The sequence below is a fragment of the Acidovorax sp. CCYZU-2555 genome (assembly GCF_018413525.1).
GTDB lineage: Bacteria > Pseudomonadota > Gammaproteobacteria > Burkholderiales > Burkholderiaceae_C > Comamonas.
On sequence record NZ_JAHCDD010000004.1, the window covers coordinates 105,720 to 121,376 of the forward strand.

The following is a 15,657-nucleotide window of genomic DNA, read 5'->3' on the forward strand; positions in this document are numbered from 1 at the left end:
TCGGATACATCGCTTTTTCTGCGACAAACGACACCGGAACCAAGATTGGAAGTGTAGCTATTACCTTCAATGGCGAGCAGTGGCGTGACGGGGGTAATCCGACCCAAGCAGCGCAAACGATGAAGCTGCAATATGGTTTCGGCGCCACTTTCTCTGATGTCGACGATTGGATCACGCCGGGCAGCTCGTTTGACTGGACGTCCCCCGTACATGCCACTACCGCTTCGTCTGGCAGCAACCTACTCGATGGCAACGCCGCCGGGCGGGTGATGGGTGTAGGTGGCACCCTGGCTCTCGATTGGGCCATCGGTCAGACTTTCTGGATACGTTGGGTTGAGAAGGATGATGCCGGAAGCGATCACGGCCTTGCCATCGACGACTTCAGCCTTACTGCCACGCTGGCAGGCCCGAGCGGCCCTGAGCTCGCGTACTCGGGTTCACTCAACGAGTCTGCAGCTTTCGACGGCACGATCGCCACAGGCGAAGCTATCCGCATCGCACTCAGTCTCGACACTTTCACTGGCAACGATGGTGACGTACTCGACGCCACAGTCAGCAACCTTCCGACTGGCCTTGTCGGCACCGTCGTGCGCACCAGCGCCACGACGGCCGAACTGCGCGTGACAGGCACGGTTTCTGCAAACGCCCATGACGATGACGCCAGCTTCACGGTGACCTTCGCCGATACCGCCTTCACGGGCGGTTCGGCTGCGGCCGTCGCCCATGCCACGCAGGCGGGCCTGTGGATCGACTTCGCCGCCCCCGGCGTTGCCAACAGCACCCAGACCTTCAAGCCCCACGGCCAGGGCTCCGACGCCTCCACCGCCATCGCGCTCGATGCCAACTGGATGGTCGTCGGTGATGACGAGGCCAACGTGCTGCGCGTGTACAACCGCGTCGGCGGCGATGCCGTCAAGGAATGGAGCTATGAGGACGCAGCCACCGGCATCGGCTTCGGCGGCGAGCTCGACCTCGAAGGTGGCACGCGCATCGGCGACATCTACTACTTCACCGGCTCCAGCAGCAACAGCAAGAGTGGCGCGGACGATCCGAACCGCGAGAAGATCTTCTCGGTCCGCATCACCGGAACGGGCGCCGAGACCGAGTTCACCGGTATCGACACGCTCGCCAGCCTCGAGCAGAAGCTCGTTGACTGGGATGCGGCCAACAGCAACCGCTTTGGCTTCTCTGCGTCGTCCAGCGCCAGCGGCGGCGCGCCCGAGAAGGTGTCCGGCTTCTCCATCGAAGGCCTGACCGCCAAGGCCGGCGATGCCAACACGCTGCTGCTGGGCTTGCGTGCGCCACAGACCAGTACCGTGACGCGCGACAAGGCGCTGGTCGCCGAGCTGAAGCTAGGCACGGATGGATCGCTCCACGACGCCACGGTTGGCGAGGCCTGGGAGCTCAACCTGGGCGGGCGCGGCATCCGCTCCATCGAGCTGGTCGATGGCATCTACTACATCCTCGCTGGCCCGGCCGGCGCGGCAACCGCTGAAGTGGCCAACGACTTCCGCCTGTTCACCTGGGACGGCTCGACCGACGGCAGCACCCAGGCCACCGGACTCGTCGAGCTCGCCATCGAGGGCGCCACGCTCGATGCCCTGCGCGATGGGACCGGCGGCAGCTTCGAGAGCATCGTCGACGTGGTCACCATCGACGGCGCCACCTACGTGCAACTGCTTCAGGACAACGGCGATACCGTGTGGCCCGGCCAAACCCAGGTATCGAAGGACTTGGCCGACGAGCTGCAGCAGTTCCAGGGTAACTGGGTGAAGATCAGCGGCGCAGTCACCGATGCCGCGGGCCCGGTGCTGGCCGGCAGCAGCCCGGCGGACGGCGCCGGCACGGCATCGACCTCGGGCAATATCGTCCTGCGCTTCGACGAGGGCGTGAAGGTCGGCTCGGGCAACTTCTTCATCTACCAGGTGGGCAACGACGTCACCCCGGTGGAGACCATCGAGGCGGTTTCCAGCCAGGTCACGGTCGCCTACAACACGGTCACCATCGATCCATCCGCCGCCTTGAAGGCCAACACGGGGTACTACGTCAAGGCCGATGCAGGCACCGTGGTCGACCACTACGGCAACAGCTGGAGTGGCATCGCCGATGCGACGACGCTGGACTTCACGACGGCGCAGATTCCGTTGTTGATCACCGAGATCAACTCCAGCGCGGCTGGCGGTGACTACTTCGAGCTGTACAACTACGGCGCCAGTGACATCGACCTGGCCAACTGGACCTGGAAGAACATCAATGACGACGGCAAGGTGGCGACCTTCGGCAATACCGTCATCAAGGCCGGTGCCAAGCTGGTGGTGCTGACCAAGAACGGCGGCACGGATGTAACCCAGTTCAAGTCTGCCTGGGGGCTGGATGCCAGCGTTGACGTGGTGGCTGTGGGTGACAAGGGGCTGGGCCAGAACGAAGGCGTGGCGCTGTTCGATGCCAGCGGTGCGGGCGTGGCCGGCATCAACTACGGAACGACGGATCCTGGGAAGCTAGGTTTCGCGGTGGCGCCGTTGAAGCAAGCGGATGCCACGCAGTCCCAGGGCGGGCACGCCGGTGCATCGGTCGCTGCTGGCACCGGGGCATCTGCCGTCTGGGACGGAATCTCCGTGACCGATCCGACCTATACGGCAGCGGTCAGCATGGTCGATGGCGCCAAGGCGCAGGCCGGCAATGCGGCCAGCATCGGCTCCCCTGGCTCCGTACCCAAGCCCGCCGTGTTGATCACCGAGATCAACTCCAATGCCACCGGTGGCGACTTCTTCGAGCTCTACAACTACGGCACGACCACGATCGATCTGACCGGCTGGAAGGTGATCGACAGCGCTGCCAAGCAGCAGACCGCCGCCCTGCTGCCCGATGGAACGATGCTGGCGGCTGGCGCCAAGCTCATCGTGCTGGCAGATGGCGACAACGTCGCGACGTTCCGCGAGAAGTGGAACAACCTGCCCGAGTCAGTCCAGGTCGTGTCGGTCAAGGCCGCCGGCCTGGGCAAGGGCGACGCGGTCGTGGTGTTCGATGCCAACCACCAGGTCGTGGCGGCGGTGAACTACGGCGCTGGTTCCATCTCTGCCAGCGATGGGACGCAGGTCGCCGGTATCGGCACCGCAAGCGCCCATGCGGGTGCAGCGGTCGGTGGCGGCAGCGATGGAACGTCCCTGGTGTGGGATGGCCTGTCGACCGCCACGCCCACCTACAAGGCCGCAGAGGTAGGCCATAAAGGCGCCTATGCGCAGGCCAACGCTGGCGGCAACATCGGCTCTCCCGGCCTGACCGAAACGCCCCCGGGCGCACCAGCCAGCTACCTCCAGCAGTTCAACGATGCCGCGGGCTTTGCCGATTTCAAGGTCTTCAGCAAGGATGCGAACACCGCCTCGAATGTCGACTGGCGGCTGAACAACGGCGTGGCTGAGATCAACGGCTACAACAGCACGGTGCCGGCGGACGACTGGCTGATCTCTAAGGCGTTCAACCTGAACGCCACGTCGACGGAGTTCCTGAGCTTCACCACGGCCACGCAGTACAGCGATGGCGGACTGCCCCGCTCCGATGACCAGCTCAAGCTGTTCTACTCGGTTGACTACACCGGCACGGGCAATCCCTCCGCGGCAACCTGGACCGAACTTTCCTTCGCCCACGCCAGCACGGCCACGGCAACCCCGTCGGGCCTGATCGACCTGTCGGATGTTGGCGCAGCGAATGTGCACTTCGCGTTCCAGTACCAGTCCTCGGGTTCCGCCGCGAACAAGAGCGCCGCGCTGTGGCGTGTCGACGATTTCAAGCTCGAGAGCTACAGCACGCCCGTCGTCTCCATCGCTGCCGCCGACGCCATCAAGCTCGAAGGCAGCAACGCAACCACGGCATTCACCTTCACGGTGACGCGCGCAGGCGCCGACCTGCCGGCCGAAACGGTGGGCTGGGCGGTGGCGGGCTCCGGCAGCGGTGCCGCAGCTGCAGATGATTTCGCTGGTGGCATCCTGCCAACAGGCTCCGTCAGCTTTGCTGCAGGTGAGAAGACGGCGACCATCACCGTCGATGTGGTTGCCGATACGGTCAAGGAGGATGCCGAGGACTTCACCGTCACGCTGCTCACGCCCAGCGCCGGCAGCGTGGTCATCGGTGATGGCAAGGCCCAGGGCACGATCCGCAACGACGACGGTATCGATATCACGAAGATCAGCGCCATCCAGGGCAGCGGCGAGGCGTCGACCCTGGTGGACAGCGACGTGGTCATCCAGGGCATCGTGACTGGCTGGGCGCCGAGCCTCGATGGCTTCTATGTCCAGTCGATGGCTGCCGACTACGACACCGACAGCGCCACGTCCGAGGGCATCTTTGTCTATTACGGCGCCAACGTCATCAATGGCCTGGCCCAGGTCAGCGTCGGCGACAAGGTCACGCTCGGCGGCAAGGTCTCCGAGTTCAAGAGCCAGACCCAACTGAGCTACGACGCCGCCACCTACACCTACACGGTCGACACCGTGGCCGGCAAGCAGCCGTTGCCCGCGCCGGTGCAGATCCAACTGCCGGTGGCCAGCCTGGTGAACTGGGAGTCGGTCGAAGGCATGATCGTCGAGATCAGCTCGGCCACCGAGGGCGGCCAGCTTGTCGTGACCGACAACTACAACTACGGCCGTTATGGCCAGGCGGTGCTGACCTCGGACGAACTGCAGGTGCAGTACACCGAAACCCACGCGCCAAGCAAGGCGGGGCTCGACACCTACAACGCGCAGCTCAAGCTCGACCAGATCATCCTGGACGACGGCAACGGCGGCCAGAACCCGTCCACCGGCCTGGTGGGTCGTGACGGCCAGCCGCTCACAGCCGCCAATCCGCTGCGTGCCGGCGACCACACGGACAAGATCGTCGGCATCGTCGACCAGTTCGTCTGGTCCGCAAGCAGCGATTCGAGCAGTTCGTCGAATGCGCATCCGCAGCCCGCTGCGCACGAGACCAGCTACCGTATCCAGCCGGTGGTCGAGACGCCTGTGTTCACGGGCGCCCCGCGTCCCACGTCGGCCGATATTCCGTCGGACATCCAGAACGCCGAGATCAAGGTGGCCTCGGCGAACGTGCTGAACTTCTTCACCACGCTGGGCACGGCCAGCTTCCCCACGAACGGCGGTGGCACGATCGAGGCGCGCGGTGCCAGCAATGTGGCGGAGTACGAGCGCCAGCTCGACAAGATCGTCGCCAAGCTGCGCGGGCTCGATGCGGACGTGTATGGCCTGATGGAGATCCAGAACAACGGCTTCGAGACGGTCGCTGGCGATGCTTCCACCCACGGAGGCAAGAGCGCCATTCAGACGCTGATCGACGCGCTCAATGCCGAGGCCACCACGCAGGGCGAGGCGGCCGACTACACCTTCGTCAAGCAGGCCGATACCGGCAGCGATGCCATCACGGTGGCCATCATCTACCGCTCCAGCAAGGTCACGCCGGTGGGCGCTGCCGCCACCCCGGACACCGCGGTCTACGATGCCTTCGTCGGCACGACCTACGGCAACCGCATTCCGGTGGCGCAGACCTTCGCGTCGAATGAGGACGGAGAGAAGTTCACCCTGGTGGTGAACCACCTGAAGTCCAAGGGCTCGGGCACGCAGGCGCAAGGCACGGACGCCGGTGACGGCCAGGGCAGCAGCACCATCGCGCGCGAGCGGGCCGTGGAGCAGCTCAAGACCTGGTTGGCGACCCACCCCACGGGCTCCGACGATGCCGACGTGCTGATGGTGGGCGACTTCAACGCCTACAGCGGCGAGAAGGCGGTCAGCGACCTGACCAGCGACGGCTATGCCAAGGTGTCGCACGGCTATTCGTACTCGTTCGACGGACTCTGGGGCTCGCTCGACCATGCCTTCGCCAGCGATGCGCTGGATAAGAGCGGCCAGATCGCAGGCGTCTACGATTGGGGCATCAATGCCGAAGAGCCGGTCGTGCTGGACTACAACACGGACTTCAACAAGCCGTCCAACACCTATGCGGACGACGCCTACCGCGCCAGCGACCACAACCCTATCCTGGTGGGGCTGAATCTGGGAACCAAGCCGCCTTCGCCACCGTCGCCGCCCTCCCCTCCGACGCCCACCCCGCCCCCCACCACGCCTCCGGTGACCGAGCCGCCGGCTCCGGCACCGGTCACGGTCGGCAATGTGCGGGTGACCTCGGTGGTCCAGCCGGACGGCAGCGTGCTGGTGACTGTGCCCACGGTCTCGGGCGTGACCGGTGCGCCGGCGGCGTTGCCGCTGATCAATGGTGCCGACGGCCAACCCGCGCTGTCGGTCGGCCTGTCCAACGGCATCGGCCTATCGGCCCAGGGCCTGACCACACAGCAGGCCGGAGCAGCGGCGCAGGCCGATTTCAGCCAACGTCTGGCGAGCGTCGCAGTCGAGCCGACGGTGGCAGCCAACGCCAGTGCCTTCTTCGCGTCGCTCGGCGCTCAGGACACGGTCGTCGTGCAGGTACTCAAGCCCACGGTCAGCACCAACGCCAGTGGGCATCTGACCATCAGCGGCTCCGCCAGCGGGACGGCCAAGGAAGCCATCATCGTGGACGCGAGCGGCCTGCCTTCGGGCACCGTCATCCAGGCCGACAACGTCGACTTCATCGCCGTGGTCGGCGCTGTGCGCATCATTGGCGGCGCGGGACAGAACACGGCCGTAGGCGATGGCGCGGCCCAGTACATCGTGCTCGGCGCCGATGACGACATCATCCACGGCGGAGGCGGCAACGACACCGTGGGCAGCCGCGGCGGAGACGATCAGATCTACGGCGATGCGGGTAACGATATCGTATTTGGCGGCGCGGGCAATGACCTGCTGTCGGGCGGCAGCGGCAACGACAAGCTCAACGGCGGCACGGGCTTCGACGTGGCGCTGCAGGAGGGCAAGCGCAACGACTACTCGATCACCCTGGACGGCGCCGGCATCAAGCTGACCCATATCGCCAGCGGTGTCTCCGACTGGCTGGTCGATGTCGAGCAGGTGCGCTTCGATACGGGCCCCATCCTCACCGTGGCGCACAGCGCGGCCGAAGAAGCCGCGGCCTTCCTGTTCCAGCAATGGATGGGACGCGATCTGACGCAGTCCGAAGGCGCGGTGATACAGACGCTGGACGGCTTGAGCGCCTTGCAGGTAGCAGACCTGTTCGCCCAGGTGTTCCCGCAGCAAGCCGGAGGCAAGAGCGCGCAGCAGCTGCTCGAGGGAATGGAAGCCGCGGGCGCGATCCGCGTCGATGCAGTGCGCGAGACCACGTTCGTCGGCGATGCCGGCGACAACACCATCACGCCAACGCTGGGCCTGGCCTGGTCGGTCGACGGCGGCGCGGGAACCGACACCCTCTTCTTCCCCGCCACCCTGGCGGAAACCCATATCGAGGCGAGTGCCAACGGTTTCATGCTGCAGCGCATGACCGATGGCGCGATGCTGGAGCTGGTCAACGTGGAGCGCTTGACGTTCAGCGACACCCAGCTGGCGCTGGACCTCGATGGCCATGCGGGCCAGGCCGCCAAGCTGATAGGCGCGGTAGGCGGTGTGGCCTTGCTCGACAACCAGCCGCTGGTGGGTGAAGTGATTCGCGCGCTGGATGCGGGTGTCAGCGCGCAAAGCCTGGCGCAACTGGGCTTGCAAGTGCTGGGCGCGAAGACATCGCTTGAAGTCACTCAGCTGATCTGGAGCAACGTCGTGGGCAGCGCCGCGACGCCGGCCCAGCTGCAACCCTTCGTCGACATGATGGCCCAGGGCGTGACGGGCGGCGAACTGGCGGTGCTGGCCAGTAATCTGGACCTCAACACCACGCGCATCGATCTGGTGGGCCTGGCGGCCACGGGAATCGAGTTTGCCTGATAGTGAGACAACCGGGCAGGCGTGGACAACGCCTGCCCGCGTCACGATCTCTTCTATCTGCAAACTTTGTTTTGTGAAAACCGTGGGGTCGCAATGCAGCATTGCAGTCAGCACCATCCGCGCAGTGCTTGAAGTGCCGCCAGCCTCGTGAGTCGATGCAGCTGAGAAACACTCTACTCCCGGTGACATGGCGCCTGCAGATGTTGGCCTTAGTTTCCCGTCACCGAAAAATAGATATCAGGAGTGGATGCTGCAGTCTGCCATTGTTAAAAAAGTATGTGATCGATCAGCGGATTTGCGCCGGTCAGACAATCACTTTAGTGACGATAACGCACTCGTTATCTCTAGCGACTCGTACCGAACGGCATCTCTCGACTGTGGATTCAACTGGTCAATGCAGCGCTTGCGCGCTCGATAGGTCACAGCTTCCCCTATATCGACCGGCTGCACCATCTGCAGGTAGAACTGGTGCGCCGCTGGCGCGCGGGCCAGGACGATGACCGCGTGCAAACTGGCATCCATATATCGATCAACGGGATTGCAGCCGGACTTCGCAATACGGGTTGAACAAGCTGCGCAGATACGCCGGCAATGCATCGGGCGATGCTTGCGTTGGGCAGCGACCCGTGCCTGAAAGCCGGTTGCCAGATGCTTTTTCCATGGCATCCATCAATCAGGTATCTGGGCTCTCCAGGAACTTTCGTGCTTGACCTCGGGCTCCGTCGAATATGGCCGCAGCTAAATCCGGTTGCACGCTGGGGTGCAAGTTGGCATTCACCATTTCTATGGAAGCTTGCAGTCCTTCAACCATTGCAAGCATGGCTTCCCAAAGCCCGGCAATGCGGGTGAAATCAGCCAATGTTTTCCAGTGACGGCGCTGTATGTTCTGCAAATGATAGTGCCTGCTTTTCTCGCCTGGCATGGCCATGGCCATCTTGGCTTTTTGCCGTTCTATCTTTCCGTGCCCATGGCCAATAACCGGCCATGCCGACAGCACGTCATACAGCGGTGTGAGTTGATAGGCTCCACCAGGTTGGATAAAGATAGAGAAATTTTTTGCATGTCCATCAATGGCGGCCAGCAGCCAAAATGCCAGCTGTGCCATCACAAAACGAGCGCTGTCTGCAGCCGACTCTTGACTGCCCGCCAGAACTTGCAGGCAGTCGACAATGCCCGGCCCGCCATCGGCTTCATATTTTTTGCGACCCGCAACTCCTTTTGCTTGGCATAAGTCTTCTTGCGGGAGTCGTGCAATCCATCCTGCAGGGTTCCAGGCGCGATCGAATCGTTCAACACACAGCACCGTGTGCGGGCCGAATGTTGCGATCGTGCTGTTAGCCACAGGGAAGCCCATCGCAGCCAGCAGCTGATTGCACAGCCACTCGTTCTGCACGGACTGGGTAAAGTCAAGACCAGACCTTGGCACCATGCCAATCTGAGGTTTGAGTATGTGCGTGGTCGGTGTGGCGTCCAAAGGCAAAAACCACTGTCCGTCAACGCTCAAAAGCGCTGTTTTCTCTTGTGCGCCGGCGATCGACAAACGGAAATCTGCGTCATCTTCAAGGTTGCCAAAAGAATTTCCCAGGCTGGCCAAGTGTTCTGCAATATTTTCTTCGTCCAGTGGCTTACACCGCACTTGGTCGAAGCCCGTAGGCTGCTCGCCCTCTGGCATGAGCTGCACCGCACCCACACAGTCACGGCCAATGGCTTGCAGCAAAGAAAATGCGTCCCCGCCACGTACGCCGAAACGCTGATGAATGCGTTTGCGTATGTCGACATTGTCAGGCAGCAGGTTATCGAAAAAATTTTCAACCACCTGCCCTGAAACTTGCAAGTCAGGGGTAAATGGCAGGGATAGCGATAAAGGCCGCGAACGAGAGCTGGCCAGCCATTCGGCGTCGTATGAAAGCTTGTGCGTTCCTGTTCGAGAAACTTCCCAACGCCCCACCCGCTCACCGTTCATCCAGATGTCGAGTGCAGGCATTACCAGCTACCTTTTGGTTTTTTGTTTTTCCAGTCGACTGGCAGGTCTTGAGGCCTCAATGTTGAAGTTTTTTGAACTTGCGTTTTGGCGATCTCTGCAGCTTTCAGACCCCTGGCATTCCGGACCACTTGTTCGGGAGTCAGGCGCGAAGGCTTGGACGAGGCCTGGCCGGGGGCTATGAGCGCAGTCAGACCTTGCCCGTTCGCAGCCTCTGCAGCAACCGAATGATGATTTCGCGCAGGATGCTCTTGTCTGATGACTAGCTCCGCACGTAGCAGTTTCAGAATCGCCATAAATTGCCCAAGACTCACTGCGGCAGGGTCTTTTTCAATGGCAGCGATACGCGATTGGGATACGCCAAGCAAGGTGGCCAACTCAACCTGGTTGAGACCTGCCGCTTTGCGCAATGACTTGAGGTGCAGCCCCAACTGCTCAGGAAATGTCAGAACAAAGTCCATCTCAGCCCCAAAAAACAACTTATAGGTAATTTATCACAAAAATCATCTAAGGGTGATTTTTTGAATTTATAACTTTTAGAAGATTTTTTTAAAATATCACATTTAGATGATATTACCAGCGTGCACGATGACCTCGGAGGATCTTGATAGCAGCTGGTGATAAGCTCAGCAAGGTTGGCAGGCCAACTGATGCGAGTCAGCATCATTGGATCCACCATCTTGCCGAGCAACGTGAGTGATGTGGCGTGAAAAGCGTGAAAGCGCAGCCCTTCAAACGTGCAACGCACCCGCAGTTTGCGATGCAGGGCATCAAGGCTGGCACTGCGCAGGGCGAAATAGGTGACTGCGCCGCGCGCTGGGAGCACATCCTGCCGCGCTGCCTCCGTCATTTCCGCCCAGTTGCAGACCTGGGACGCACATAAGTAACGATAAGGTCCCCTTTTACTCTGAGCTGCCTGCGCGCTGCATCGCCCTGATGTCGATCCATGGGCCTTGCCAGCGGTGGTCAAGGCTGCTTGCCCATGCGGCCACGGGCCACAGGATCTCATCAGCTGCCGGCGCTATTCTTGACCGCCGTGAAGGAAAAGGCTTTACGCGCATTCCGAGCAAAGACTCGATGCGAAGCCCTCTACTTCCTGAGCTTGCAGGCGGCTCGGACCAGGCGTTCCGCCTCGCCTGGGATGTCCTTGAACGCGACAGGCGCGCTTCCTGGCGCAAAAGTGCGGCTCATTGACACCGCTCCTTTCCAGGCGGGAAGTGAGTAGAACTTCATCTGTGTGTACCAGCCCGCCTGGTTGTCGCAATCGATCACGGCGAGGGAATGGTGTGAGCGGTACTTGCCGCCGCCATAGGCGTTTCGAACCGTGCTGCGCGACACCCGCACCTCGACCGCCAGCTGATCGGCGCGGGAAAGCGAGGCCAGGCGGATCTCGATCCTGTCAGCCTCCGGCTGAAGAGGATCACCATAGACGGTGAGCCACTCTTGGGCCCAGGAAGTAGAGCAGAGGGTTGCCAACAGCAGCGTTGCGAGTGTGCGAGACATTAATGACAGCGAAAGTTGTTCTTGAATTATCCTCGCTCACCTCGCATGCCAGCCAAAAACCGGATGTGAAGGGCCACTGCGCTGCCTCAATTCCCGTGATCGGCCCTGGAGACTTGGGTCGCAACCTGGCCTGATGCGGGCTCACCGCATCCTGCCATAACTTCAATTCGGCAAGCGGCAGTGTCCTGTGTTTCGGCATAGCCCAGCTTCCTGACTTCGGGCTTGCCCTGCAAAGTCGCGTCCGGTGTCTATTGCCGACTGACATAGCCTGCCTTCCTGCCCTGCCCCGCACGGGTTGGAAATGAACGGTAGCCCGCACGGCCGCAAGCACTCATGCAGTTGGCGCAAACCCTGCGGCAGCACCTGGCTGGGCACATGCAACAGCGAGGCGCATCATTGCATAGGGCAGCTCCCCAATCGGGACATGGAACGCGCGCCAGCCTAGAGAAACCCGATCCAGCGCCCGGCCAGCAACACCCCGCACCACAGCAGTATCGAGGCGGCGGCGCGCAAACGCAGCCCGGTGGAGAGCGTGCCGTCGCGAAGGCTGCGGGTCAGTGCCGGGCTGCCATGCTGCCAGGCGATATTGGTCAAGGCCAGCAGCAGCAGGCCCAATTTGAACTGGAACGCCGTGTTGTCCAGATACTCGTGCGGGCGCACCGTGAAGAGCCACAGCCCCGTGGCGAGGGCGAGGGCCAGCCCGGCGGCGGCGGCGCGGCTTGAAAAGGGCAGCAGCACCTGCAAAGGCAGCTGGCGCCACAGCCCCGCGAGCCGCAGATCCAGCGGCACGATGGCGCCGAGCAGCAGACCCAGGCCCAGGATATGGGCCGCATTGAGGAAAAGATAGGCCGTGCCCGAACCCTGCAGCCACAGCGCTCCAGGCCAGGCCGCGAGGGCGTCCAGCACCGCGTCCATGGAGCTCAGTCCCGCAGCCGCTCGGGATACATGTCGTAGTTCTTGCCGTCGATCGTGATGCGCACCGCCTTCATGTGGCGCTTTTGCGCATCGAGGTCGCGGTTGCCGCGCACGGTGATGGCGTCGCCCAGCTTGGCGCTGGACGCCTTGAAGCCTGAGCGTTCGGTCTGGGCCGGATTGCCCAGATCGACCTGCCAGCGCCCGCCGTCGGCCGCTTCGACGACCAGCGCGGGATGCGGGGGCGCCATGGAAATTTGCGTGATGCGGCCCTCCAGCGTCATCTGCTCGCTTTGCGCCCAGGACCAGCCATGGTGGGCCAGCGCGAAATCGGCGGTCAGCACCAAGGCCCCCGCGGACAGAATACGGGTGGATTGCGTGATCAGGTTCCTGCGGGATAAAGAGCGGAAATGAAGCATGATTTCTCCTTGTCGGCTGAAAACGTTGCTGCGCACTGCCTGCTGCTTGCCCACGTGCCAAGTGGCCTGCGCCGGCCTTTGACACCCACGGCCAGGGACACATCTTATCGCCGGCGAGTTTACCGACGAACTGTAGGCATCTTGCGTCGTCTGCAGTCAGGCAGTGGGGGCTGGCTGCCCTTGCGCGCTCGCCGCCATGCTGGCGATATAGTCGCGCAGCAGCCCCACGCGCTTGGGCCGAAAGCTCGCTCCCGTGGGCGCTGCGGCCTGGATGCGGTCGGGGCGGAACATGCGGAAGTCCTCGCGCAGGCAGCACCAGGACAGCAGCATCAGCTGTTGCTCGAGATAGACCACGGCCAGCGGCCAGATGGTGCGGTCGCTGGCTTGGCCGTCCTTGTCGCAATAGGCAATCACCAGCGCCTCCTCGCGCCAGCAGGCCTCGCGCAGCAGCGGCAGGCAGGGCACGTCCGGGTAGCGCTGTTGCGGCCTATAGACCTGCGAGACCGCATGCAGCACCTGCTGCTGGCGCACCTGCGGCAAAGTAGCCGCAACCTTGGCCAGCACCGACGCCGCCGCCTGGGCCAGTTCCGGGTCGCCGCTGCGGCGCACATCGGCCAGGCCCAGCACCAGCGCCTCGATCTCGATGCGGCTGAACATCTGCGGCGCCAGCGTACCGTCTTCGACCAGGCAATAACCGAAGCCACGCTCGCCGCCAATCTCGGCGCCGGCCGCGCGCAGGCTGTCGATGTCGCGGTAGATGGAGCGCACCGAGACGCCCATCTCCTCGGCCAGACGCGCGGCGGTGACGGGCGCGGGCAGCACACGCAGGGCCTGCAGCAGGCGGAACAATCGATCGGGACGCGACATGGCAGCTGACAGGAATTGGCAGGAGGGGCGGCTAGATTAGCAGCTTCATCCACCGCTTCAAGGAAATCACCATGCTGAAACTCATCTACTCCCCGCGCAGCCGTGCGACCCGCGTGCTGGCGCTGCTGCACGAGCTGGGCGCGCTCGAACAGGTCCGCCTCGAGATCGTAGCCATCGAGCGCATGGACGGCTCGGGCGCGCGCGACCCGCGCAATCCGCACCCGGACGGCAAGGTACCGCTGCTGCTCGATGGCGAGGTACAGATCTGGGAGTCGGCCGCCATCATCCAGTACCTTGCAGACCGCTTTGCCGACGCCGGCCTGAGCATCCCGCCCGGCGATGCGCAGCGCGGCGCCTATCTGAGCTGGTTTGCCTGGTATGCGGGCGTGCTCGAGCCGGTACTGATACTGGAATTTGCCGGCGTGCAGCATCCGCTGCTGGAGCGCAATTTCCGCGGCAAGCAGGAGGCGCAGGCCCGGCTGCGCCAGGCGCTGCAGGGCCGCGACTACCTGCTGGGCGAGCGCTTCACGGCTGCCGACCTGCTGCTGCACTCAGCCTATGCCTGGATGGGCAAACCCGGCGACCCGGTGATCGACGCCTGGGTCGAGCGCTGCATGGCCCGCCCCGGCGCGGCCTTTGCGCGCGATTTCGACAGCCAGATGCTGGCCGCGGCCTGAGCCGCGTGGCCGCAATCATGCGGCTGTCTCAATAACGGTCCACCAAGCAATTCGCTTAGCCGCAGGCCAGCGCCAGCGGCGCGGGCGCCGCGCGGCTCAGAGGTACTTGAGCCATGCCAGATCCCTGCGCCGCGCCTTGAAGGCGGCGAAGGCCTTGACCACGGGGTACAGCGCCACAGCCAGCACCAGCGTGCACAGCCACACGCCGCCCATGCCGTCGAAGCCAAAGTACTCGCCGTGGTTGTGGCCCCAGATCGCTTCGGCACCCAGGTAGAGGAATTTGAGCACGTACAGGTGGAAAACATAGAAGAACATCGGTGCCGCGCCGAACACGGCCAGCGCTCGCAGCCATGGCGCGCCGGGACGGCGGTCGAAGGCGCGCAGCATCAACAGACCGATGCCCAGGGTGAGCGCAATAAAGAAGAGCGAAGGCGGATACTTGGTGATGTTGACGAAGCCCATCAGCGTCTGCAGTCCCGTCTCGCCGCTGACCCAGGGCTTGTCGCCATAGAAGTTCAAGGCGCGCAGCACCATGAAGCCGGCGATGAGGCCCAGACCCCAGCCCAGCAGCCGGCGCTGGCGCTGCGCTGCAGCCACGCCCGGCGCGAACCACGGCCCGGCGGCATAGCCCAGAGCGATCACGCCGATCCACGGCAGCAACGGGTAGGAAGTGCGCAGTCGCAGCGATTCGGACACCTCGATCCAGCCGCGGTCATGCAACACGGCCCAGGGCACGTACATCGCATGGCCCACCGGAAAGTGCAGCCCGTCGAGCAGGTTGTGGCCCGCCACCAGCACCACACCCAGAGCGATCAGCGCGCGGCGCGGCAGCCACAGCAGCGCGGCCAGCGCGATCATCGACAGGCCGATCACCCAGATCACCTGCAGGAACACCTTGGCCGGCGGGAACTGGAAGGTCCAGGCGAAGTTGATGACGGTGACTTCCAGCAGCACCAGGAAGAGCCCGCGCTTGAACAGGAAGGCCGAGGCGGCGGCCCGGCCCGCATCGCCGTAACGGCTGCCGTAGAGAAAGGCCGACAGGCCGGTGAGGAACACGAAGATAGGCGCGCACAGGTGCGCCAGCAGGCGGCTGAAGAACAGATCGGGCGGAGTCTCGGCCACGACCATCGGGTCGGGCACCTGGCGATGCAGGAAGAAGGTCTCGCGCACATGGTCGAGCAGCATGAACACAATCACGAGACCGCGCAGGGAATCGATCGCGCCGAGGCGGGTGGAGGCGGTCGGCGCGGGTAGCGTGACTGCGCCCGGAGCATTGTCGGCGCTCGCCGCCGTCTGGGGTCTTGACATAGATTTCACCATTTTGATAATTGATTATCAATAGTATAGCTAGGCAGGGCGTCTTCAACGGCAAAGTGCAGCTCCGCAATCCGCCTACCGCCCTGCAGATGCAACGTATTGATGGAAGCTTGTGGCGTTGGTGGAGTGCCAAC

The 15,657-nt window shown here is 63.3% G+C and carries 10 protein-coding genes and 1 pseudogene; 3 read left to right on the forward strand and 8 right to left on the reverse strand.

The annotated features are described in order from the left end of the window. Nucleotides 1-119 precede the first annotated feature (119 nt). A complete protein-coding gene (locus KHY18_RS02515; RefSeq protein ID WP_213293935.1) occupies nt 120-7,847 on the forward strand; it encodes an ExeM/NucH family extracellular endonuclease in 7,728 nt (2,575 codons plus the stop codon). A gap of 393 nt (nt 7,848-8,240) precedes the next feature. Then, nucleotides 8,241-8,414 (forward strand): annotated as a pseudogene (locus tag KHY18_RS02520) (phosphoenolpyruvate carboxylase); the annotation flags it as partial. A 106-nt stretch (nt 8,415-8,520) separates the two neighbouring features. On the opposite strand, the gene KHY18_RS02525 reads toward KHY18_RS02520, so the two are convergent. The 7 genes from KHY18_RS02525 to KHY18_RS02555 all read right to left on the reverse strand — a co-directional run bounded on the left by KHY18_RS02525 (nt 8,521) and on the right by KHY18_RS02555 (nt 13,529). Continuing rightward, nucleotides 8,521-9,831 carry a type II toxin-antitoxin system HipA family toxin gene (locus KHY18_RS02525; RefSeq protein WP_213293937.1) on the reverse strand — a complete coding sequence of 437 codons (1,311 nt, stop codon included), beginning with the start codon at nt 9,829-9,831 and terminating at the stop codon, nt 8,521-8,523. Then, nucleotides 9,831-10,289 (reverse strand): helix-turn-helix domain-containing protein, encoded by a 459-nt coding sequence (locus tag KHY18_RS02530; protein ID WP_213293940.1) that lies wholly within the window; start codon nt 10,287-10,289, stop codon nt 9,831-9,833. Before KHY18_RS02530 ends, KHY18_RS02525 begins: the two co-directional genes overlap by 1 nt. Continuing rightward, entirely contained in the window at nt 10,274-10,678 is a 405-nt protein-coding gene (locus KHY18_RS02535) for a hypothetical protein (protein ID WP_213293942.1), read from the reverse strand. The genes KHY18_RS02530 and KHY18_RS02535 overlap by 16 nt, the downstream gene beginning before the upstream one ends. A 239-nt stretch (nt 10,679-10,917) precedes the next feature. After that, nucleotides 10,918-11,331 carry a surface-adhesin E family protein gene (locus KHY18_RS02540; protein ID WP_213293944.1) on the reverse strand — a complete coding sequence of 138 codons (414 nt, stop codon included), beginning with the start codon at nt 11,329-11,331 and terminating at the stop codon, nt 10,918-10,920. A gap of 441 nt (nt 11,332-11,772) precedes the next feature. Beyond that, nucleotides 11,773-12,246: a DUF6644 family protein gene (locus KHY18_RS02545; RefSeq protein ID WP_213293946.1), complete on the reverse strand. Its 474-nt coding sequence runs from the start codon at nt 12,244-12,246 to the stop codon at nt 11,773-11,775. Between the two features lie 5 nt (nt 12,247-12,251). Then, entirely contained in the window at nt 12,252-12,662 is a 411-nt protein-coding gene (locus KHY18_RS02550) for a DUF6152 family protein (protein WP_249728857.1), read from the reverse strand. 156 nt (nt 12,663-12,818) lie between these two features. After that, on the reverse strand, nt 12,819-13,529 hold the full coding sequence (locus KHY18_RS02555) for a helix-turn-helix transcriptional regulator (protein ID WP_213293948.1): 711 nt from the start codon (nt 13,527-13,529) through the stop codon (nt 12,819-12,821). Between the two features lie 71 nt (nt 13,530-13,600). On the opposite strand from KHY18_RS02555, the gene KHY18_RS02560 reads away from it, so the two are divergent. After that, nucleotides 13,601-14,206 (forward strand): glutathione S-transferase family protein, encoded by a 606-nt coding sequence (locus KHY18_RS02560; RefSeq protein WP_213293950.1) that lies wholly within the window; start codon nt 13,601-13,603, stop codon nt 14,204-14,206. A gap of 96 nt (nt 14,207-14,302) precedes the next feature. Here KHY18_RS02560 and KHY18_RS02565 read toward each other — a convergent pair whose 3' ends face one another. Further along, entirely contained in the window at nt 14,303-15,514 is a 1,212-nt protein-coding gene (locus KHY18_RS02565) for an acetyltransferase domain-containing protein (RefSeq protein WP_213293954.1), read from the reverse strand. Between the last annotated feature and the right edge of the window lie 143 nt (nt 15,515-15,657).